The 20,693-nt window shown below is 53.8% G+C and carries 18 protein-coding genes and 1 riboswitch; of the genes, 8 read left to right on the forward strand and 10 right to left on the reverse strand.

Annotation, left to right across the window (positions count from 1 at the left end):
- Positions 1 to 42: 42 nt before the first annotated feature.
- The gene (locus tag ACOT0L_RS00400) at positions 43 to 513 is read left to right on the forward strand and encodes a DUF1456 family protein (protein WP_015572337.1); all 471 of its coding nucleotides are present in this window, start codon (positions 43 to 45) and stop codon (positions 511 to 513) included.
- 108 nt (positions 514 to 621) lie between these two features.
- Here ACOT0L_RS00400 and metG read toward each other — a convergent pair whose 3' ends face one another.
- Positions 622 to 2,655: a methionine--tRNA ligase gene (metG, locus tag ACOT0L_RS00405; RefSeq protein ID WP_126503299.1), complete on the reverse strand. Its 2,034-nt coding sequence runs from the start codon at positions 2,653 to 2,655 to the stop codon at positions 622 to 624.
- Positions 2,656 to 2,792: 137 nt separating this feature from the next.
- On the opposite strand from metG, the gene apbC reads away from it, so the two are divergent.
- Entirely contained in the window at positions 2,793 to 3,902 is a 1,110-nt protein-coding gene (gene apbC / locus ACOT0L_RS00410) for an iron-sulfur cluster carrier protein ApbC (protein WP_023300574.1), read from the forward strand.
- Positions 3,903 to 3,991: 89 nt separating this feature from the next.
- Here apbC and ACOT0L_RS00415 read toward each other — a convergent pair whose 3' ends face one another.
- Both ACOT0L_RS00415 and ACOT0L_RS00420 read right to left on the reverse strand, forming a co-directional pair.
- Positions 3,992 to 4,468, reverse strand: a complete 477-nt coding sequence (locus tag ACOT0L_RS00415) for a GNAT family N-acetyltransferase (protein WP_032622520.1) — start codon at positions 4,466 to 4,468, stop codon at positions 3,992 to 3,994.
- Positions 4,419 to 4,751 (reverse strand): RcnB family protein, encoded by a 333-nt coding sequence (locus ACOT0L_RS00420; RefSeq protein WP_022648672.1) that lies wholly within the window; start codon positions 4,749 to 4,751, stop codon positions 4,419 to 4,421. The genes ACOT0L_RS00415 and ACOT0L_RS00420 overlap by 50 nt, the downstream gene beginning before the upstream one ends.
- Positions 4,752 to 5,206: 455 nt before the next feature.
- Between ACOT0L_RS00420 and ACOT0L_RS00425 the strand changes: the two genes are divergently transcribed.
- From ACOT0L_RS00425 to ACOT0L_RS00435, 3 genes are read left to right on the forward strand one after another with little or no spacing between them, the layout of a single operon-like run.
- The gene (locus tag ACOT0L_RS00425) at positions 5,207 to 6,337 is read left to right on the forward strand and encodes a polysaccharide export protein (protein WP_022648671.1); all 1,131 of its coding nucleotides are present in this window, start codon (positions 5,207 to 5,209) and stop codon (positions 6,335 to 6,337) included.
- Positions 6,337 to 6,786 carry a phosphotyrosine protein phosphatase gene (locus ACOT0L_RS00430; protein ID WP_022648670.1) on the forward strand — a complete coding sequence of 150 codons (450 nt, stop codon included), beginning with the start codon at positions 6,337 to 6,339 and terminating at the stop codon, positions 6,784 to 6,786. Before ACOT0L_RS00425 ends, ACOT0L_RS00430 begins: the two co-directional genes overlap by 1 nt.
- A complete protein-coding gene (locus ACOT0L_RS00435; protein ID WP_126503297.1) occupies positions 6,786 to 8,975 on the forward strand; it encodes a polysaccharide biosynthesis tyrosine autokinase in 2,190 nt (729 codons plus the stop codon). The genes ACOT0L_RS00430 and ACOT0L_RS00435 overlap by 1 nt, the downstream gene beginning before the upstream one ends.
- Positions 8,976 to 9,027: 52 nt before the next feature.
- Here ACOT0L_RS00435 and ACOT0L_RS00440 read toward each other — a convergent pair whose 3' ends face one another.
- The 4 genes from ACOT0L_RS00440 to ACOT0L_RS00455 form a co-directional block, all read right to left on the reverse strand.
- Positions 9,028 to 10,494, reverse strand: coding sequence for a pyridoxal phosphate-dependent decarboxylase family protein (locus ACOT0L_RS00440; protein ID WP_022648668.1), 1,467 nt, complete (start codon positions 10,492 to 10,494; stop codon positions 9,028 to 9,030).
- Positions 10,495 to 10,512: 18 nt separating this feature from the next.
- Entirely contained in the window at positions 10,513 to 11,889 is a 1,377-nt protein-coding gene (locus ACOT0L_RS00445; protein ID WP_032622473.1) for a diaminobutyrate--2-oxoglutarate transaminase, read from the reverse strand.
- A 311-nt stretch (positions 11,890 to 12,200) separates the two neighbouring features.
- Positions 12,201 to 12,644 (reverse strand): hypothetical protein, encoded by a 444-nt coding sequence (locus ACOT0L_RS00450; RefSeq protein ID WP_022648666.1) that lies wholly within the window; start codon positions 12,642 to 12,644, stop codon positions 12,201 to 12,203.
- A gap of 206 nt (positions 12,645 to 12,850) precedes the next feature.
- Positions 12,851 to 14,080 (reverse strand): YadA C-terminal domain-containing protein, encoded by a 1,230-nt coding sequence (locus tag ACOT0L_RS00455; protein WP_126503295.1) that lies wholly within the window; start codon positions 14,078 to 14,080, stop codon positions 12,851 to 12,853.
- A 682-nt stretch (positions 14,081 to 14,762) separates the two neighbouring features.
- Positions 14,763 to 14,859, forward strand: a riboswitch (TPP riboswitch).
- A gap of 35 nt (positions 14,860 to 14,894) precedes the next feature.
- On the opposite strand from ACOT0L_RS00455, the gene thiM reads away from it, so the two are divergent.
- Genes thiM through ACOT0L_RS00470 form a run of 3 tightly spaced genes read left to right on the forward strand, consistent with a single transcriptional unit; the run spans position 14,895 to position 17,250 of the window.
- Complete coding sequence (gene thiM, locus ACOT0L_RS00460) at positions 14,895 to 15,665, forward strand: hydroxyethylthiazole kinase (RefSeq protein WP_022648660.1); 771 nt, start codon at positions 14,895 to 14,897, stop codon at positions 15,663 to 15,665.
- Entirely contained in the window at positions 15,662 to 16,462 is an 801-nt protein-coding gene (thiD, locus tag ACOT0L_RS00465) for a bifunctional hydroxymethylpyrimidine kinase/phosphomethylpyrimidine kinase (RefSeq protein WP_023300565.1), read from the forward strand. The genes thiM and thiD overlap by 4 nt, the downstream gene beginning before the upstream one ends.
- 41 nt (positions 16,463 to 16,503) lie before the next feature.
- Positions 16,504 to 17,250 (forward strand): GntR family transcriptional regulator, encoded by a 747-nt coding sequence (locus ACOT0L_RS00470; RefSeq protein WP_022648658.1) that lies wholly within the window; start codon positions 16,504 to 16,506, stop codon positions 17,248 to 17,250.
- Here ACOT0L_RS00470 and ACOT0L_RS00475 read toward each other — a convergent pair.
- From ACOT0L_RS00475 to ACOT0L_RS00485, 3 genes are read right to left on the reverse strand one after another with little or no spacing between them, the layout of a single operon-like run.
- The gene (locus tag ACOT0L_RS00475) at positions 17,224 to 18,177 is read right to left on the reverse strand and encodes a PfkB family carbohydrate kinase (RefSeq protein ID WP_063147718.1); all 954 of its coding nucleotides are present in this window, start codon (positions 18,175 to 18,177) and stop codon (positions 17,224 to 17,226) included. The genes ACOT0L_RS00470 and ACOT0L_RS00475 overlap by 27 nt on opposite strands.
- On the reverse strand, positions 18,174 to 19,178 hold the full coding sequence (locus ACOT0L_RS00480; protein WP_022648656.1) for an ADP-ribosylglycohydrolase family protein: 1,005 nt from the start codon (positions 19,176 to 19,178) through the stop codon (positions 18,174 to 18,176). The genes ACOT0L_RS00475 and ACOT0L_RS00480 overlap by 4 nt, the downstream gene beginning before the upstream one ends.
- A complete protein-coding gene (locus ACOT0L_RS00485; RefSeq protein WP_126503293.1) occupies positions 19,175 to 20,452 on the reverse strand; it encodes a nucleoside permease in 1,278 nt (425 codons plus the stop codon). The genes ACOT0L_RS00480 and ACOT0L_RS00485 overlap by 4 nt, the downstream gene beginning before the upstream one ends.
- Between the last annotated feature and the right edge of the window lie 241 nt (positions 20,453 to 20,693).

A 20,693-nucleotide genomic window follows, 5' to 3' on the forward strand; every position in this document is an offset into this window, starting at 1 on the left:
GGTACACTGCGCGCCATTGCATCATCGACATTCGAAGGCTCTATGCTAAGTAACGATATTCTTCGTAGCCTGCGCTACACCCTGAAAGCGAACAATAATGACATGGTGCGCATTCTTGCGCTCTCCGACATGGAATCTACGTCCGCCGGGTTCGACACCTGGATGACTAAAGAAGATGAAGAGGGTTTTGTTCGCTGCCCGGACATCATTCTGTCGGGCTTCCTGAACGGCCTGATCTACGACAAGCGCGGCAAAGATGAATCTGCGCCTGAGCTGGCGCTTGAGCGTCGGGTGAATAACAACACGGTGCTGAAAAAGCTGCGTATTGCGTTCTCCCTGAAAACTGACGACATTCTGGCGATCATGACCGAGCAGAAATTTCGCGTGTCGATGCCGGAAATCACCGCCATGATGCGCGCGCCGGATCATAAAAATTACCGCGAGTGTGGGGATCAGTTTCTGCGTTATTTCCTGCGTGGGTTGACGCAGCGGGTGCATAACCAGAAGGGGTGATTTTTAGCCGGGTGGCGGCCTCGCCTTACCCGGCCTAAAAACTCGTTGGCCCGTGCAAGCGTAGCGCCGCCGGGCAAAAAAAAGCCGGATTCTCATCCGGCTTTTTTATTACTTCACCTGCTGACCCGGCTTCGCGCCTTCGTCAGGGCTTAACAGGAAGATGTCTTTTCCGCCCGGGCCTGCGGCCATCACCATCCCTTCAGAGATGCCGAAGCGCATTTTACGCGGCGCCAGGTTTGCCACCATCACGGTCTGACGACCGATCAGCACCTGCGGATCAGGGTACGCGGAACGAATGCCGGAGAAGACGTTACGTTTCTCGCCGCCCAGATCCAGCGTCAGACGCAGCAGTTTGTCAGAACCTTCCACGAGCTCCGCGTTTTCGATCAGCGCCACGCGCAGGTCGACTTTGGCGAAATCATCAAAGGTGATGGTCTCCTGAATCGGATCGTCCGCCAGCGGGCCGGTCACCGGCGCGGCAGCCGCTTTCACCTCTTCTTTTGATGCTTCCACCAGCGCGTCAACCTGTTTCATCTCGATGCGGTTATACAGCGCCTTGAAGGTGTTCACCTTGTGGCCGAGCAGCGGCTGCTGGATGGCATCCCAGGTCAGTTCGGTGTTCAGGAATGCTTCCGCGCGGGCTGCCAGCTGCGGCAGAACCGGCTTCAGCCAGGTCATCAGCACGCGGAACATGTTCAGACCCATGGTGCAGATCGCCTGCAAGTCGGCGTCGCGGCCTTCCTGTTTCGCCACCACCCATGGCGCCTGCTCGTCGACATAGCGGTTGGCCACGTCTGCCAGCGCCATGATTTCGCGAATGGCTTTACCGAATTCACGGCTTTCCCAGGCTTCGCCAACCGCAGCGGCGGCGTCGGTGAAGGTTTTATACAGCTCAGGATCGGCCAGTTCGGCAGAAAGCACGCCGTCAAAGCGTTTAGCGATAAAACCTGCGTTACGGGACGCCAGGTTCACCACCTTGTTGACGATGTCCGCGTTCACGCGCTGCACGAAATCTTCCAGATTCAGGTCGATATCGTCGATGCGGGAAGAGAGCTTCGCGGTGTAGTAGTAGCGCAGGCTGTCCGCGTCAAAGTGGTTCAGCCAGGTGCTGGCCTTAATAAACGTCCCGCGAGATTTAGACATCTTCGCGCCGTTCACTGTTACGTAGCCATGTACGAACAGGTTGGTCGGCTTGCGGAAGTTGCTGCCTTCCAGCATTGCTGGCCAGAACAGGCTGTGGAAGTAAACGATGTCTTTACCGATGAAGTGATACAGCTCGGCATCGGAATCTTTCTTCCAGTACTCGTCGAAGCTTAGGGTATCGCCGCGCTTGTCACACAGGTTCTTGAAGGAGCCCATGTAGCCGATTGGCGCATCCAGCCAGACGTAGAAATATTTGCCCGGCGCGTTCGGGATTTCGAAGCCGAAGTATGGCGCATCGCGGGAGATATCCCACTGCTGCAGACCGGATTCAAACCACTCCTGCATCTTGTTCGCCACCTGCTCCTGCAGCGCACCACTGCGGGTCCACGCCTGCAGCATTTCGCTGAACGACGGCAGGTCGAAGAAGAAGTGCTCGGAGTCACGCATCACCGGCGTGGCGCCGGAAACCACGGATTTCGGCTCGATAAGCTCGGTCGGGCTGTAGGTCGCGCCACACACTTCGCAGTTATCGCCGTACTGGTCCGGGGATTTACATTTCGGACAGGTGCCTTTGACGAAACGGTCCGGCAGGAACATGCCTTTTTCCGGATCGTACAGCTGAGAGATGGTGCGGTTTTTAATGAAACCGTTCTCTTTCAGACGGGTGTAGATCAGCTCTGACAGCTCGCGGTTCTCGTCGCTGTGCGTGGAGTGATAGTTGTCATAGCTGATGTCAAAGCCAGCAAAATCGGTCTGATGCTCCTGACTCATTTCGGCGATCATCTGTTCCGGGGAAATTCCCAGCTGCTGCGCTTTCAGCATGATTGGGGTGCCGTGGGCATCGTCCGCACAGATGAAGTTCACCTCGTGGCCGCGCATTCGCTGGTAACGGACCCAGACATCAGCCTGGATATGCTCCAGCATGTGGCCGAGGTGGATTGAGCCGTTGGCGTACGGCAGGGCGCACGTTACCAGAATTTTTTTCGCGACTTGAGTCATAGTAGGCATTACTTCTTTTAACTGTGAAAAGGGTTTTCGATATTACCAAAAGGGGCATTATTAAGTAAGCACAAACCACGGCCTTTCAGGTAAACTTGTTCATCTAAGGTCTTATTCACAAGAACAAAGGAGTCGGGATGAGTTCTCAATCCCAGGCCAAATCACCGGAAGCCTTACGAGCAATGGTCGCCGGGACGCTGGCTAATTTTCAGCATCCAACCCTGAAGCACAATCTCACGACGCTGAAAGCGCTTCATCATGTCGCATGGCTGGACGATACGCTGCACATTGAGCTGCAGATGCCGTTCGTCTGGACCAGCGCCTTTGATGCCCTGAAAGAGCAAACCAGTTCTGAGCTGCTGCGCATTACTGGCGCAAAAGCAATTGACTGGAAGCTAAGCCACAGCATCGCCACGCTCAAGCGCGTGAAAAATCAGCCGGGCGTTAACGGCGTGAAGAACATCATCGCCGTCAGTTCTGGCAAGGGTGGGGTGGGTAAATCGTCGACCGCCGTGAACCTGGCGCTTGCTCTGGCGGCAGAAGGGGCGAAAGTCGGCATTCTGGATGCTGATATTTATGGCCCGTCCATTCCGAACATGCTGGGTGCTGAAAACCAGCGTCCAACTTCGCCGGACGGTACCCACATGGCGCCGATCGTGGCGCACGGTCTGGCGACCAACTCCATTGGTTACCTGGTCACGGACGATAACGCAATGGTCTGGCGCGGCCCGATGGCCAGCAAAGCGTTGCTGCAAATGTTGCAGGAGACAATGTGGCCTGACCTCGATTATCTGGTGCTGGACATGCCGCCGGGCACCGGTGATATCCAGCTGACGCTGGCGCAGAACATTCCGGTCACCGGCGCCGTCGTGGTCACCACGCCGCAGGATATCGCGCTGATCGACGCCAAAAAAGGCATCGTGATGTTCGAGAAGGTGGAGGTGCCGGTACTCGGCATCGTCGAAAACATGAGCATGCACATTTGCAGCAACTGTGGACACCATGAGCCGATCTTCGGTACCGGCGGTGCGGAGAAGCTGGCGGCGCAATATCACACCCAGCTGCTGGGGCAACTGCCGTTGCATATCACACTGCGTGAAGATCTGGATAGCGGTAAGCCGACGGTGGTCAGCCGTCCTGATAGCGAATTCACGGAAATCTATCGTCAGCTGGCGGGGCGCGTTGCGGCGCAACTGTACTGGCAGGGGGACGTGATCCCGAGTGAGATCGCCTTCCGCGCGGTATAACGCCTCTGCGCGTCAGTGCCGGGTGGCGGCTTCGCCTTACCCGGCCTACCTCGATTTTGTAGGTCAGGTAAGCGTAGCGCCACCTGACTTTACCCAAGCCGATAGTGCATCAAATAATACTCTCCTTCCGGAGAATCCCCCGTCGCCTCAATGTGCCAGCCGTGGCGCTGGTAAAACGCAACTGCCCGCTCATTCTTCACCAGACACTTCAGCGCGCCTGTACTGGTAAACGTCCTCTGTACTTGTTCCAGTAACAAACGGCCAACTCCCAGACGCTGATACTGCGGGTCGACAAACAGATTGTGCAAAAAGTTATCATTTTCCCAGACGGAGGCAAACCCTACCCGGTGACCGTCGTGAATCGCAACCCAGATCTGCTCGTCACGCGTTGCGGCGTCAAAATCCTCAAGCTGCCATTCAGAATTGTCCAGCCATGGCCAGGCCACGCGTCGTGCATGCAGGTACAGCGTGCGCAGAAATGGCCGGTCGTCCTCCTGCCAGGGCCGGATCATCGTATCAGCGGTGATAGAAAATATCTCCGTTATAGGCTTTGTAGATTTTGCCATCAGCATCGCCAATCAGAACATAATTTTCACCCATGTAGGTCCAGTGCGTACCGGCATCGGGCGCGGGAAGGTTACGTAGCTGGTACTGTTTGATGGTGTACTCTGGCGTCTGATACTGCGCGGGCGCGGTATCGCCAATCTTAAATTTGGTGAAGTCGGCGATGAACTCCTGCTCTTCATAAGCCTTAATGCCGGAAGGCGCGGCGGCCGTTTGCGGGGCTGCGAATGCGGAGCCCGCCAGAGACAGTAATACACCCAGAAGCACCAATTTACGCTTAGCCATTTTTTCTCCAGTGATATCGTTATGGATACGCTTGTCTGCGGGGGACAGTGCGGCAGACAGCCCATTTTAAGTATCAAAACAGGGTGTGTTTGAAAAAAAATGTAACAAAAGTGAACGGTTTTGTGTAGTGCCAGCGGTTGTGAGTATTTTTGATATGAATGCGTGCTGACGGGAATAATTCATTGTAACTATCGTTTTGCTGAATTAATTCTGAAAATACATTGTTGCCATAATTTTATAAACTGTAGATCGTGCTTTTTTTTGCCACAGGCATTAAGATTTTCAGGAAGATTATATTTTAATTAATTGCCCGTCACAGATCGGGCAATTCGTGTCTTCACTTTTACATTACGTTTTAGTATTCCCTTGAAAAGAAACTTATTTCAAGCGTGGGTTAGCGCAGGGCTGCGCCCCGTCGGGCGTTCGCTACGAGCAGGGATGATAAGTATATATAAATGAAAAACACAACAGCATTATCTGTAATATTCTTAGCAATAAGTCAGTTGGCGGGGTGCGTAATTTCTCCCGGCCAAACGTTAAGTTCCGCAGGCAAAAAAATAATTGCGCCGGCTGATCTCAATAATAGTTTAGATAAACAAATCGAAATTTATCCACTTACGCCCGGATTAATTGAGAAACTACGTCCCGCAGCAGCTAAATCTCAGGCAAATCCTAATCTTGATGAGCAGGTCAAAAACTGGGAATACCGTATTGGAATCGGTGACATCCTGACGGTCACCGTCTGGGATCACCCGGAGCTGACTACGCCCGCGGGACAGTATCGTAGCGCAAGCGATACGGGAAACTGGGTCAATGCCGATGGCACGCTCTTTTATCCTTACGTGGGTAAACTGCACGTGGCGGGAAAAACGGTTTCCAGAGTGCGCGAGGAGATCACCGCGCGGCTGGATAACGTCATTGAAAGCCCTCAGGTCGACGTCAGCGTTGCCGCTTTCCGTTCGCAAAAAGCCTACGTTACGGGAGAAGTGGCGAAATCTGGCCAGCAGGCCATCACCAACATTCCGCTGACGGTTATGGATGCCGTTAATGCCGCAGGTGGGCTTACTGCTGATGCGGACTGGCGGAACGTGGTGCTGACTCACAACGGTCAGGATTCCCGAATTTCCCTTTATGCCCTGATGCAGCATGGCGATTTAACCCAGAATAAGCTGCTCAACCCTGGCGACATCTTGTTTATTCCCCGCAACGATGCGCTGAAAGTATTCGTGATGGGCGAAGTTGTTAAACAGAGCACGCTGAAGATGGATCGCAGCGGCATGACGTTGGCCGAAGCGCTCGGCAATGCCGGTGGCCTGGACCAGAATATGGCTGATGCGACGGGTATTTTTGTTATCCGCTCGGTACGCGAGTCCGGGAAAATTGCGAATATCTATCAACTGAATGCAAAAGACGCTTCGGCCATGGTGCTGGGCACCGAGTTTCAGCTTGAGCCTTACGACATTGTCTATGTCACCACTGCTCCACTCTCCCGCTGGAATCGCGTAATAACACAGCTTGTTCCGACAATCAGCGGGGTGCATGACCTCACCGAAACGGTTCGTTATATCAGATCGTGGCCGCAATAATGTTCGAATCAATACTCGTGGTATGTACCGGAAATGTCTGCCGTTCTCCGATTGGAGAACGGCTTTTGCGCCAGCACTTGCCCGACAGACACATCACCTCGGCGGGAATACTCGGCCTTGAGGGGTATCCGGCGGATGAGTGCGCCCAGGACGTGGCCTGGCGGCATGGGATCTCCCTCGACGGTCATGTGGCGCGCAGGCTGACACGCAGGCTGATGCAGGGATCCGATCTCATCCTGGTTATGGAGCCGGAACATCTTCGCTTCATTGCAGCCATGGCACCGGAAAACAGGGGGAAGTCGCTGCTTTTTGGGCAGTGGCTGGAGCCGCAGGATATCCCAGACCCCTATCGTAAAAGCCGTGAAGCGTTTGAATATGTGTTCGGGCTATTGGGTAAAGCCAGCCAGGAATGGGCACGTCGTTTAGGACAGAAAGGAATAAAGCATTAATGTCGTCTTACACAACAGACAGTTATGGTGCAGGGGCACCCGAACAAAATGAAATCGATCTCGTTCGTTTGCTCGGCGAAATGATCGACCACCGCACGATGATATTGTGCGTGACTTTCCTTTTCACTTTATGCGCGGGCCTCTATGCCTGGGTTACGCCACCTGTTTATCAGGCGGATGCTATGGTGCAAATAGAAAGCAAACAGGATAACGGCCTGCTCAAAGGCTTGAGCCAGCTGGGCACCGATATTTCGCCGGATGTTGCCCCTGAAATTTTACTGTTGAAATCTCGCATGATCCTCGGCGAGACCGTCGACAAATTAGATCTGACGTATCAGGCAAAGCAGCGCGTTTTGCCTGTGGTGGGGCGTCTCTGGCAGCGTCTGCAAGGGCGTGGCCAGGGCAACATAACGTTAGGCGAACTCCAGATCCCGCAGGTGGAGGGCAAAGCGCAAGAACTCACGCTGACCGTACAGGAAGCGGGAAGGTATCACCTGACGGGCGAAAACATTGAGGCAGACGGCCAGGTTGGTAAAACGCTGGTTACGCAAGGGATCGTGCTGCGGGTGACCTCGATTGAGGCGACGCCAGGCACACAGTTTTCGCTTAAGTCGTTGACGCGCCTGGAGACGATCAATGCACTGAAGAAGCGTCTGACGGTTGTGGAATCGGAGAAACAGAGCGGTATTGTGACCTTAACCCTGACGGGTGAAGATCCTGACAAAATCGCCCGGGTGCTGAATGCGATTGCTGAAAATTATCTACAGCAAAATATCGCGCGCCAGGAGGCTCAGGATTCGCGTAGTCTGGATTTTTTACAGGAGCAGTTACCGAAAATCAGAGCGGACCTGGATCAGGCTGAAGCGCGGCTGAATGCCTACCGGGCGCAGCGCGACTCTGTGGATCTGTCTTTAGAGGCAAAATCCGTCCTGGATCAGGTTGTGAACGTTGAGAATCAGCTAAATGAGCTGACGTTCCGGGAGGCAGAAATTTCCCAGCTCTTTAAAAAGAGTCACCCTACCTACCGTGCATTGCATGAAAAAAGACAAACCCTTGTGCGGGAACGGGATCGTCTTAATAACCGTGTGTCCTCGATGCCCTCCACGCAGCAGGAGATTTTACGCCTGAGCCGCGATGTTGAGTCGGGCCGCACGATTTATTTACAGCTTTTGACGCGTCAGCAGGAGCTGAATATTTCCCGCTCCAGCGCTGTCGGGAACGTGAGGATCATTGATGAGGCGGTTACACTCCCGGATCCGATAAAACCGCGAAAAGCGCTAATCATTGCGCTTGGCGTGCTGTTCGGGCTCATCCTTTCAATGGGGACCGTACTGGTACGTCAGGCGTTCAAACGTGGGATCACGCTTTCCGAACAGCTGGAAGCGCAGGGGATGCCGGTTCTGGCGACGTTACCACGTTCACAGTGGCTTTGGAGTAAAACGCATTTGCGCAGAAAAAATCCGTTTTCTCGTCGCTGGACACACAAAACCTCGGATGTACCTTTCCTGCCAGTCGATCGACCTGCTGATATGTTTGTTGAAGCGGTACGCGGGCTGCGAACCAGTCTGCATTTCACCATGATGGAGGCTGAGAATCGCATTGTGATGATTTCTGGCCCCACGCAGGACTGCGGAAAAACGCTGGTGGCGACGAACCTGGCGGCCATTGCCGGGCAGAGCGGTCAGCGTGCGCTGTTTATTGATGCGGATATGCGCCAGGGTTATGTGCATAATATTTTTGGCCTGGAGAACCGCCACGGATTATCCTTCCTGCTGGAAGGGAAGCGCGACTTTGGGGAGGTCATTCAGCATGCTGAAAAAGGGGGAATTGACGTCATCACCTGCGGCCCGGAACCCCTGCGTCCGTTAGAAATGCTGTTAAGCGAACGGTTCATTGACATCATGTCCTGGGTTAACGAGCAATATGACATTGTCATCATCGATACACCCCCAGTTCTTGCCGTCAATGATGCCGCGCTGGTTGCCAGAGCAGCCGGAACAACGCTAATGGTTGCCCGTTACGATAAAACCAGCGTGAAAGAGATGGAGAATACCGTTAAACGTCTACAGCACGTTGGCGTGAAGGTCAGCGGCACAATCCTCAACGATATTGTTAAATCCGCAGCGCTGTTTTACAGCTCGGGGTATAGCCAGTATGACTACGGTTATGCTTCGAGGAAAAAAGGATAGGGGCGTCAGGACGGGAAAATAAACCCTCTCCCGGATGGGAGAGGGAAAAGCATTACTTCGCCATCACTTCCTGCGCGGTACGCTCAACCAGAGACAGCAGGACTTTAACGTCCTCCAGCGTCACGGTTGGGTTCAGCAGGGTCAGCTTCAGGCAGGTGACGCCGTTATGCTCGGTCACCCCGACGTTTGCGCGGCCGGATTCCAGCAGCGCATCGCCAATTTTCTGGTTCAGCAGGGCGATACCGGCGTCAGCCATCTGGGTCTGCGGACGGAAGCGGAACAGCACGCTTGCCAGCTGGGGTTGCATAACCAGTTCCAGAGCAGACTGCTCTTTTACGTAAGCCGCAACCTGCTGTGCCAGCGTCACGCCGTGATCGATAATTGCCGCATATTGCTCCTGACCCAGCGCTTCCAGGCTCATCCACAGTTTCAGCGCGTCGAAACGACGGGTGGTTTGCAGAGATTTGGAAACCAGGTTAGGCACGCCCGCTTCTTCATCGAACTCAGAGTTCAGGTAAGCCGCCTGATAGCGCATCAGCTCATAATGACGTGCTTCTTTCAGCAAGAAGGCACCGCAGCTGATGGTCTGGAAGAACTGCTTGTGGAAGTCCAGCGTCACGGAATCCACCAGCTCGATGCCGTCCAGGTAGTGACGATACTGCTCGGACATCAGCAGCGCGCCGCCCCAGGCCGCATCAACATGTACCCAGATATTCTGTTTCGCAGCCAGCTCGGCAATGGCACGCAGCGGATCGATAGCACCCGCATCCGTCGTGCCGGCCGTGGCCACAATCGCCAGGATCTGTTCGCCGTTCGCGTTGCACTGTTCGATTTTCGCCGCCAGATCGGTGAGATCCATGCGGGAGAATTCATCAGTTTTCACCTGCACCACGGACTGGTAGCCCAGGCCCATCAGCGCCATGTTTTTCTGCACGGAGAAGTGGGCGTTTTCAGAGCACAGCACGCGAATTTTGCGCAGATCGCCCACCAGACCGTCCTGCTGTACCGAGTGGCCCTGACGCGCGAAGAACGCATCACGCGCCAGCATCAGGCCCATCAGGTTACTCTGGGTGCCGCCGCTGGTGAAGACGCCTGCGTCGCCAGCCTGATAACCCACGCGGGTACGCAGCCATTCGATCAGCTTGATCTCAATAATGGTTGCGGACGGGCTTTGATCCCAGGAGTCCATACTCTGGTTGGTGGCGTTAATCAGCACTTCCGCCGCCTGGCTTACGACCAGGCTTGGGCAGTGCAGGTGCGCCACGCACTGCGGGTGATGAACGGACAAACTGTCTTTCAGGAAGAACTCCACGGCGCGTTCAATCGCCGCTTCGTTGCCCAGCCCTTTCGGGTTGAAATCCAGCTTAATACGGTCGCGCAGCTCCGCGACCGTTTTGCCCTGGTACATCTCAGGCTGTTTCAGCCACTGCATCACAGCCTGAGTGCTTTGTTCAATCGCCTGCTGGTAAGCTTCAATGCTCTGGGCAGAGGAGAACAAAATTGGGTTTGAATCAGACATCGTAATCAACAACTCCGGTTACGCCGGGCGAACGCCCGCAGCAAGCAGTGCCTGCTCGAATTTATCCAGGAAGACTTTCAGCTCGTCATCGCTGATCAGCAGTGACGGCAGCAGACGCAGAACGATACCGTTACGGCCGCCACGCTCCAGAATCAGGCCTGCTTCGAAGCACTTCTTCTGGATCAGTGCAGACAGCTCGCCATCGCCCGGGAAGCAACCCATGTGGTCGGCGGCTTCATGTGGCTTAACGATTTCAATACCGATCATCATGCCCAGACCGCGAACGTGGCCGATAACCGGATAGCGTTTCGCCATCTCTTTCAGCTGGCCTTTCAGCCATTCGCCCTGTGCGGCCACTTTGCCCGCGATATTCTGGTCTTTCAGGATCTTCAGCGTCGTCAGACCTGTTGCCATCGCCAGCTGGTTGCCGCGGAAGGTACCGGTGTGGTGACCAGGCGCCCACGCATCGAACTGCTTCTTGATACCGAGCACAGCCAGTGGCAGACCGCCGCCAACTGCTTTGGACATCACGATGATGTCAGGCTCAATGCCTGCGTGTTCGAAGGCAAAGAATTTACCGGTACGGGCAAAGCCAGCCTGAACTTCGTCGAGGATCAGCAGAATGCCGTGTTCCTGAGTCACTTTACGGATGCGCTGCAACCACTCAGCCGGAGCCGGGTTCACGCCGCCTTCGCCCTGAACAGCTTCCAGGATCACCGCGGCAGGTTTACGCACGCCGCTTTCAACGTCGTTGATCAGGTTATCGAAGTAGTAGGTCAGCGCCTTCACGCCCGCTTCACCACCGATACCCAGTGGGCAGCGGTACTCGTGTGGGTAAGGCATGAACTGGACTTCTGGCATCATACCGTCAACCGCTTCTTTCGGAGACAGGTTACCGGTGACGGACAGTGCACCGTGGGTCATACCGTGGTAACCACCAGAGAAACTGATGATACCGCTGCGACCGGTTACTTTTTTCGCCAGCTTCAGCGCCGCTTCAACGGCGTCAGCCCCGGACGGGCCAGTGAATTGCAGACAGTACTCTTTGCCCTGACCAGGCAACAGAGAGAGGAGGTATTCTGAAAACGCGTCTTTCAACGGCGTAGTCAGATCCAGGGTATGTAACGGCAAGCCGCTGGTAATGACATTTTGGATGCTTTGCAGCACATCAGGATGATTGTGGCCAAGCGCGAGGGTGCCTGCGCCTGCTAAACAGTCAAGGTATTCTTTATTATCTGCATCGGTGATCCACACGCCTTCTGCTTTCGTGATCGCTAAAGGCAGTTTGCGCGGATAACTCCTGACGTTAGATTCAAACTCGGCCTGACGGGCCAGATAGGTTTCGTTGCTTTTGTGGGCATCTACGGTGTCAATACGGACTTTATCCGTCATCATATCACTCCTACAACCGCCGCTTCGTTATGAGCAACGATTGAATAAAAAGTTAAAAAACAGATGGGGCCTGAAAAAAACGCCGCCAATATAGAGCCTTTTGTCACCGGGCTCAATGGTTAATTTGTTTACTGTTTTGTGACACAGGGCACAGGGGAGGGGATAACCTCATTTTCCGGCAAAAATATGCAGATTATTCTTAATAAAAACAGTGGCTTATATATGGATTGTCAGCATTGTAAAATCAGATGAAAGAGTGTGGCAAATTGTGCGCCTGGCAGGCTAAAAGGAGGCGGAGAGCCTCCTTAGACTGTTTATTTTTGGGTAACGCGTAAAACGCCGTGTTCACGTCCCTTTGTTTTATTCCATGACGCGTCCGTAATACCGTTTTCATCCAGGCTTATCGATATCACAAAACCGTTACCATGGATCTCATAGAAATTCGCATTCAGACGTTTAACGCTGGCTTTTTTGCCGTTCACGGTAGCGCTAAAAAAGCCGTTAGAAAGGGTAGCGTTAACCGTATCCGACGAGAACGAGGCTTCGCGAAGGGGATCGTGAACGGATGCCGTTGGTTCGTGTTGTGCCGCGTTTTCCGCTTTGGTTTTGCTGATATCGCAAGATCCATCGCCAGCGCTAATTTGCGTGCATCCCGAGCGCTCTAACTGAGCACGATAGTGTGCGCTAATGGCGTGTGCAGGCGAAATACACCCAGCAAGTACGGCAGCGCTTAACACTAGCATCATTGATTTTTTCATTTTATCACCTTAAAAACGACACAAATAATAAGAAACGTACATAATGCCGATCCAGACCCCGACCGAAATAAGCAATAGATACAGGGCAGCTGAAATAAAAATGTGTTTGAGCATGTTATTGGCCATCATCATACTTTCCATCAGCGAAGTACTGTCGCCCTGAAAAGCTTCCTCTATTATGAATGTAGTCGAGTTACGTGTTTTTCTTAAAAGCCAATCCCGATGCCTGCGCCCATAGCAAGATCATTATTTGTAGAATCGCTTACGCCAGCTTTAACGATGGTGTTGCTACCAACGTGGAAGGATGCACCCACACTAACAGCTTGCTCGTCTTTAAAGCTACCTACACCAGCAGAGAACATGACAGCCTGATCTTTCTCTACTTGAGGCATAGAGGCGATAGCTACAGCGCTAGCAGCACCTGAACGGGCTTCTTTCTTATTGCTGTCAACTTCATCTTTCAGGCTCTTGAATTGAGAGTTAGTGTTAGCTTGCGCTTGTGCGAACACTTGTTGAGCAGCTTTCAGATCTTTAGCTTGTGCTGTAGTTTGGGTATTGAGTGACTTAACCAGATTGATAGTTTTAGTATCAACTTCTTTCTTAGTGATGGTAGTTGTGATTCCGTTAGAGCCAGCTTTACCTGCATCCCCTTTATCACCTTTAGCGCCAGTGTCGCCCTTATCACCTTTGATGGAATCTCCTTTATCTCCTTTCTCACCCTTAACACCTGGAGCACCATCTTTCCCAGCTATACCTTGTGCGCCTGTATCACCTTTTAAACCTTGCGCACCAGTTGCACCTGCAGCGCCTGTAGCACCCGTTGCCCCGTCTTTACCGTCAACACCATCTTTACCATTCACACCGTCTTTAGGTGGTGTTTGGTTCTCTAAAGCGGTGATCCGTTGATCATGGTTAATCAATACAGAACCTTGTAACGCGCTTTCATCTTGCAATGATTTAATATCGGAACCATTGTTAACAACACCTTGTAAAGCAGTGTCTGCTTTGTTTTTAATGTCATCAATCAAAATATTTTGTTTGTTGTCGGTGGAGATCTGATCAGCTTTGTTATCAGCTACTTTCTGATTCAAAGTAGAGTTAAATTGTGCATTAGCATTAACACCAGCTTGAGCAGCATCAGCTTTATTTACAGCAGTGTTAGCAGTATCTTGCGCATTATTGATAGCAATGTTTGCCTTCTCAACATCCCCTTGCAGATTATAGATTTGTCCGTCTTGTTGAGTGTTGCTAGCCTTGATGTTATCAAGGTTATATGCGGTGTTGTTAGTCCCTTGAACCTGAATAAAAGTACCTGAATTGGTAACATTATCGTTAAGAGTTACATTTACATCAGCAGCTTTAGCTACGTTCATTGTACCAGCAAAAAGAGCACCGATAATAGCGACAGCGATGACGGTTTGTCTAACAGGTTTCATTTGAAATGACTCACAGTGTTTGGCAGATAAAATATACGCTAGCGATATTGCTAACGTTTGTTTAAGCAGAGCTGAATGGGTAAGTTTAAGTGTGTCGAATTTTATAGTTGTATTTAATATTTATGTTGGTAACGGAGCGAAACTATAGATATTTCGCGGCGAGAAATATTGATTTTGATCATGTTTCTTATTAATGATAAGAATGATGAGAAATAATGCTCTTGCATTGTTTCTTCTTTAAAATCAATTTGTTGTGATACGCTTGCGAGGTGGCTTAATTTAACCTTATGATTTTTATGAAATTTTATTTTAACACTTATGCGGTTTTTATTTAAGAGATGGAAATTAAGGTTTACACGGGGGTTTTCAAATGAAAATTACGACCTTTAAAGCTGAAAGTAAACATTATCGAGTGGGTGTGTTTAAATAAAGGGCAAGGTATTCTTCCGTAAGATTTTCAATGTAGACATTAAATAAAGATATTTTTAATGTGAATTCAATGTTAGTTATTTATTCAGTACAAATAATACCGGAAAATGAACAATAGAATTTCTCATTTTTTGTGTAACCTGAACCCGTCTGTACCTTATAAGGCAGTGAGATAAAGGGAAAATGGTTGTCAGCAGGCTCAATCGCGGGTACACTAAATAACAAAGTATTGTTTAAGCTTTTGTTTTATAGATGATTTGACTCGGGGTGCCCTTCTTTGTGAAGGCTGAGAAATACCCGTATTACCTGATCTGGATAATGCCAGCGTAGGGAAGTCAGATGCCTACCCGGTCATCGCTTCTTTCCGCACGGCAGGAGCGAAACCATGCAGCCTGACCTGCTCGACTCACACGTTTTACATCAATTCCGAACCCGTTCCCCGCTCACGCACTGTATGACCAACGATGTCGTGCAGACCTTCACCGCCAACGTTCTGCTCGCGCTCGGTGCTTCCCCGGCAATGGTGATCGAAGCCGAGGAAGCGGAACAGTTTGCCGCGCTTGCCGATGCCCTGCTCGTCAACGTTGGCACCCTCACCGCGCCGCGCGCCCAGTCGATGCGTCGGGCTATTGAGAGCGCGGTAGCCGCGGGCACACCCTGGGTTCTGGACCCCGTCGCGGTTGGCGCGCTGGCGTTCCGCACCCGTTTTTGCCAGCAAATATTATCCCTTAAACCTGCGGCCATTCGTGGCAACGCCTCCGAAATCCTCGCCCTTGCCGGAATGAGTGCGGGCGGACGTGGGGTCGATTCCACCGATACGGCAGCGAGCGCGTTGACCGCTGCGCAGGTGCTAGCCCGCCAGACCCACGCCGTTGTAGTCGTCACAGGGGAAGTGGATCACATCACCGACGGCCAGCGAACCCGTACGGTCGCGGGGGGCGACCCGCTGATGACCCGCGTGGTAGGAACTGGCTGTGCGCTCTCGGCGGTCGTCGCCGCCTGCTGCTCGCTGCCTGGCGACAGGCTTGATAACGCGGCGGCAGCCTGCGGCTTTATGAAGCGCGCAGGGTCAGTTGCCCTGACTCAAAGCCGGGGGCCCGGCAGCTTTGTCTCCGCGTTTCTGGACGCGCTTTACGCGCTGGAGGAACAGGTATGACGCGCATTAATGCCCTGACTATTGCGGGAACCGATCCCAGCGGCGGAGCGGGGATCCAGGCAGACCTGAAAACCTTCTCTGCGCTCGGCGCATACGGGTGCTCGGTTATCACCGCGCTGGTTGCGCAAAACACGCGCGGCGTACAGTCGGTGTATCGCATTGACCCGGATTTTGTCGCCGCGCAGCTGGATTCGGTATTCAGCGACGTACGTATCGACACCACCAAGATCGGCATGCTGGCAGAGGCGGACATTGTTGAAGCGGTCGCTGAACGTCTCAAACACTACCAGATAAAAAACGTGGTGCTTGATACCGTGATGCTGGCCAAAAGCGGCGATCCGCTGCTCTCCGCCTCGGCTGTCGACACTCTGCGTAAAAAGCTGCTGCCGCAGGTTGCGCTGATCACGCCAAACCTGCCTGAAGCCGCCGCGCTGCTGGATGCGCCACACGCGCAAAACGAACGTGAGATGAAAGAGCAGGGGAATGCGCTGCTGGCGATGGGGTGTCGCGCGGTGCTGATGAAAGGCGGCCATCTTGATGATGCAGAAAGCCCGGACTGGCTTTTCACCCACGATGGCACGCAACGTTTCACCGCGCCACGCGTCCAGACCAAAAACACCCACGGCACGGGCTGTACGCTCTCGGCGGCGCTGGCGGCGCTGCGTCCTCGTCACGCCACATGGGCGGATACGGTGCAGGAGGCGAAGGTCTGGCTCTCGGGCGCGCTGGCAAAAGCCGATTCTCTGGAAGTGGGTCACGGTATTGGTCCGGTTCACCATTTTCATGCATGGTGGTAAGCCGTATACTGGCATGAAACTCATGCCAGAGAAAAACAGAGATGGAACAAGCGCATACCCGGTTAATTGCTCAACTCAAGGAACGAATTGCCGCACCGGACAACACGCCGCTGTATCTGAAATTTGCCGAAACGGTCAAGAACGCGGTGCGCAGCGGTGTGCTCGCGCACGGTAATATTTTGCCCGGCGAGCGCGATCTGAGCCAGCTGGCCGGTGTGTCGCGTATTACGGTGCGTAAAGCCATGCAGGCGCTGGAAGAGGCTGGCGTCGTTACCCGCGCGCGTGGATACGGGACGCAAATCAACAATATCTTTGAATATTCGCTGAAAGAGGCGCGCGGCTTTTCTCAGCAGGTGGTGCTGCGTGGCAAAACGCCCAACACCCTGTGGGTCAATAAACGCATCGTGAAGTGCCCGGAAGAGATCGCCCGCCATCTTTCCCTTGCGCCGGAAAGCGATGTGTTTTTACTTAAGCGCATCCGTTACGTGGATGACGATGCGGTATCGATAGAGGAGTCCTGGGTACCGGTAGGATTAATTCCCAACCCGGACGACATTGGCGTCTCGCTTTATGATTACTTCCGCAGCCAGAATATCTTTCCGCAGCGCACCCGTTCCCGCGTCAGCGCCCGGATGCCGGACAGCGAGTTTCAGGCGCATATCAAGATGGACGATAAGATACCGGTGCTGGTGATCAAGCAAGTCGCGCTCGATCAACAGCAGCGGCCAATTGAGTACAGCATCAGCTACTGCCGCAGCGACCTATACGTCTTTGTGTGCGAGGAGTAGGGCCTCGCGCGTGGGGGCGCAGTCTCCACCGCGATGGCTGACTACCCAGGCGGCCACGGCATTGCCAAGCTGTACCGACTCTGGCAGTGACCATCCCGCAGCCAGCCCGGCAAGGGTACCTCCCGCATGGCTGTCACCGGCACCGATGGTATCGACGACGGTAGCAGGAAACGCCGGAACGTGTCCGGAAGCGTCAGCGTCGTACCAGACCGCCCCGTCTTTATCATGGCGTACGATTAGCGCAGCGCCAAACCGTTGCTGCCACTGAGTGCCGAGCTGTTCCACGTTCACGCCAAGCCATTCGGCGGCAAGTTCCGCCTCCTGCCGATTGAGCGAGACAACCGGTTTACGGGCCATAATCCGCGCCATCAGCGGGTCGGGAATATCCGCGATGCGCGGACCGAAATCGATAAAGAGCGTCACATCCTGAAGACGTTCCACCCAGGCCGTCAGCAGCTCGCCGCTGGGCGACGCCAGCTGGTAGCCGGACAAATAGACCAGGCTTTTCTCCGGCACGCTCAACCCATCCAGCCAGCGTTGCTGCCACTGATTCTCCACACCGCTAAACGACATGAAGGTCCGTTCACCATCAGGCTCCACCAGCGCCAGGCACCAGCCGTTATCGCCCGTTTCCGCTTCCACGGCGCTGTGCAGATCCTGCTTCGCCATGGCATTACGGATAATATCGGCCCACACGCCGTGGCCAACGGGAAGCGCGTTTTGCGCTGCAATGCCGAGCCGCTTGAGGGCGATGGCGATATTCAGCGCGCAGCCGCCAATATTCACTCCCTGTTGCTTCAGCTCGATATCACACCCGCGCCAGGGCAGGGCGTAGGCGTCGGCAATCACGTCGATGACCGCCGCGCCGAGCACCGTTACGGGGCGCGTAGCGTGAAGGGTTTCGAGACGGCGGGCAAAAGCACTCATACGCCCTCCCTTTGCTCCCGGAAGTGCAGCAGTTTTTCGCAGTAGCGTCCGAAATCAAGCTGGTTTACGGCATCAAGTTCGCTTTTAAGCGCCGGATCAATGGCCTGTACACCGTGCAGCGCGCCACAGATGGCCGTTGCCATCGCGCCGATAGTGTCAGTATCACCGCCCAGGTTAGCGCATAACACCGCGCAGCGGTTCGGATCGGTGCCCGCGAGTTCGACCATCGCAATCGCCGCCGGAACGGACTCCAGTGTGCTCGTGCCCGCGCCAATAAGCTGATAGATCTGCTCGCTGGCGGTCTCCGTACCGTTGGCTTCGCGCACGGTTTTCAGGGCCAGCTCAATACGAGCGGAAAGCGATGCGCTGAAGGTGGTGGTGTTCGCCTCCTGCGCCGCACGGGCAATACCCGGCAGGGCATCGGCGATGTTCTGCCAGCGCTCGCCGTCGATAGCGCGTGAAACCGCCCACGCGATCACCACCGCACCGGCGATGGCGAGATCCGATTTATGGGTCGGGCTGGAGGCTAACGCAACCTGTTCAACAAAATGTGCCAGACGCGTGGCCGGTAGCAGGCATCCCAGCGGGGAGGCGCGCATCGCCGCCCCGTTGGTGACGCCGTTATTTTCCAGCTCGCTCACCGGCTTGCCGTCACGGATGGCGTTCAGGGCAATTTTGGAGGTCGGGCCGAGCACATTCTTATTGAACGCGTCAAAATCCAGCGCCCAGTCCAGAATATGCTTACCGATAACGTCAGGATTAATTTCCCCGTCGCATTCGATAATCGCGTCGGCCAGGCACAGCGCCATCGACGTATCATCCGTAAATTCGGCCTGATTAAAGTAGCAGGCGGCATTATTCTCAGCCGGGCCGGGTAAGAAACGGTCGATCCAGCCGAAGTGCGCTTTCACCCGCTTGCGCGGCCACAGTTCAGACGGCATCCCCATCGCATCCCCTAACGCCTGCCCGTAAAGAGCACCGAGAATACGGTCTTGTTTCATTTAACTTCCCCTCGTGTCAGCGCGGTATCGCCATCAACCACCTCAATTGCGGTGATCTCTTTATCCGATTCGCGGAAAAACAGCATAAACAGCACGGCAATCACTACAATCATGATTGCACCAAACGTCCACATTCCGGCCCAGTTGAAGGTCAGCCCATTCACCGGCTCTTTATAGGCGAACATTTTTTCCATCATCACGCCGCCGAGACGGTAACCCAGCAGGCTACCAAAGCCCTGACAGCACAGCGTGATCAAGCCCTGCGCCGCGTTGCGCATATGCACGGGCGCTTTTTTATCCACGTAGATGTACGCGGTGACGTAATAGAAGTCATAGCTTACGCCGTGCAGCAGAATGCCGAGGAACAGCAGGGCGTAGGTGAAGTATTGTTCGGCGCCGCCGTAAACAAAGAAGCCGTAGCGAATGGCGGCGGTGATCAGCCCCAGCAGCAAGACCTTCTTAATACCAAAGCGTTTGGTAAAGAACGGCAGAGCGAGCATGAAGAAGATTTCAGAGAACTGGCCGAGGGTCATCCAGCCGGTGGCGTTTTTCATCCCCACTTCGGTGAGATAGCCGTTGGCAAAGATGTAGTAGAAAGCCAGCGGCATGGCGAACAGGAATGAGCAGAAGAAGAACACCAGGAAGTTTTTATCGCGCAGCAGGATCAGCGCATCCAGCCCCAGCATCACTTTGATATCCAGCTTGCCGGTGCTCTTCGGCGGGGTATTCGGCAGGAAAAGTGCGAAGACGCCGAGCAGAAGGGAGCTGGCAGCGGTCATCAGCAGCGGGATATTGGTGTCAGAGATGTCGCTATAGCCCATCATCTGCGGCAGGAAGCCGCACGCCAGGCCGGAGGCAATCCAGCCGATGGTGCCCATCACGCGGATGCGCGGGAAATCAGCCTCCACGTCATCGACGTTCGCAAAAGCGATGCTGTTCGTCAGCGCGATGGTCGGCATATAGGTCAGGGAGTAGGCCAGCAGCAGCGGGAAGAAGGTGCTGAACTGGGTTTGCTGTGCTGCGAAATACATCAGAATCGCGCCAGCGAACATCAGCACGGCCAGCACTTTCTGGGCGGCGAAGAAACGGTCGGTCAGCGAGCCGACCAGGATAGGAGAGAGGATCGCGGCAATAGCGGTACAGGCATAGGACCAGCCAATTTCCCCAGCGGAAAACCCGCTCTTGCTCAGCCACAGCCACAGCGGCACAAACCACGCGCCCCAGATAAACCATTCAACAAACATCATGAATGACAGTTGGACTTTCGTTTTCATTTTTTAATCCTGCATGTCAGAGGTACGCATGTAACATACCATGTGATAATACCTTTTAAATACCTTTAAGGCGATTGTTTGATCAGTGTAACAAAAATGTTGTACATGAAACGAGCCAGCAGATTGTGCTTAAAAAAGTTGCAAATGGTGGAAAATAGGTTAAGTCGGTACCAGGCTTAGTCTGCCTGCAAAAACGTGGGCTTGGATCACACGCTCCGACATCATGTCGGACATACGGGAG

The organism is Enterobacter cloacae complex sp. XAL002 (assembly GCF_049236805.1).
In the GTDB taxonomy this organism is placed as follows: domain Bacteria; phylum Pseudomonadota; class Gammaproteobacteria; order Enterobacterales; family Enterobacteriaceae; genus Enterobacter; species Enterobacter intestinihominis.

Bases quoted from the DNA above. Each gene is read 5' to 3' on its own strand.
- ACOT0L_RS00400 (WP_015572337.1), top strand. From the start codon at position 43: ATGCTAAGTAACGATATTCTTCGTAGCCTGCGCTACACCCTGAAAGCG.
- metG (WP_126503299.1), bottom strand. From the start codon at position 2,655: ATGACTCAAGTCGCGAAAAAAATTCTGGTAACGTGCGCCCTGCCGTAC.
- apbC (WP_023300574.1), top strand. From the start codon at position 2,793: ATGAGTTCTCAATCCCAGGCCAAATCACCGGAAGCCTTACGAGCAATG.
- ACOT0L_RS00415 (WP_032622520.1), bottom strand. From the start codon at position 4,468: ATGGCAAAATCTACAAAGCCTATAACGGAGATATTTTCTATCACCGCT.
- ACOT0L_RS00420 (WP_022648672.1), bottom strand. From the start codon at position 4,751: ATGGCTAAGCGTAAATTGGTGCTTCTGGGTGTATTACTGTCTCTGGCG.
- ACOT0L_RS00425 (WP_022648671.1), top strand. From the start codon at position 5,207: ATGAAAAACACAACAGCATTATCTGTAATATTCTTAGCAATAAGTCAG.
- ACOT0L_RS00430 (WP_022648670.1), top strand. From the start codon at position 6,337: ATGTTCGAATCAATACTCGTGGTATGTACCGGAAATGTCTGCCGTTCT.
- ACOT0L_RS00435 (WP_126503297.1), top strand. From the start codon at position 6,786: ATGTCGTCTTACACAACAGACAGTTATGGTGCAGGGGCACCCGAACAA.
- ACOT0L_RS00440 (WP_022648668.1), bottom strand. From the start codon at position 10,494: ATGTCTGATTCAAACCCAATTTTGTTCTCCTCTGCCCAGAGCATTGAA.
- ACOT0L_RS00445 (WP_032622473.1), bottom strand. From the start codon at position 11,889: ATGATGACGGATAAAGTCCGTATTGACACCGTAGATGCCCACAAAAGC.
- ACOT0L_RS00450 (WP_022648666.1), bottom strand. From the start codon at position 12,644: ATGAAAAAATCAATGATGCTAGTGTTAAGCGCTGCCGTACTTGCTGGG.
- ACOT0L_RS00455 (WP_126503295.1), bottom strand. From the start codon at position 14,080: ATGAAACCTGTTAGACAAACCGTCATCGCTGTCGCTATTATCGGTGCT.
- thiM (WP_022648660.1), top strand. From the start codon at position 14,895: ATGCAGCCTGACCTGCTCGACTCACACGTTTTACATCAATTCCGAACC.
- thiD (WP_023300565.1), top strand. From the start codon at position 15,662: ATGACGCGCATTAATGCCCTGACTATTGCGGGAACCGATCCCAGCGGC.
- ACOT0L_RS00470 (WP_022648658.1), top strand. From the start codon at position 16,504: ATGGAACAAGCGCATACCCGGTTAATTGCTCAACTCAAGGAACGAATT.
- ACOT0L_RS00475 (WP_063147718.1), bottom strand. From the start codon at position 18,177: ATGAGTGCTTTTGCCCGCCGTCTCGAAACCCTTCACGCTACGCGCCCC.
- ACOT0L_RS00480 (WP_022648656.1), bottom strand. From the start codon at position 19,178: ATGAAACAAGACCGTATTCTCGGTGCTCTTTACGGGCAGGCGTTAGGG.
- ACOT0L_RS00485 (WP_126503293.1), bottom strand. From the start codon at position 20,452: ATGAAAACGAAAGTCCAACTGTCATTCATGATGTTTGTTGAATGGTTT.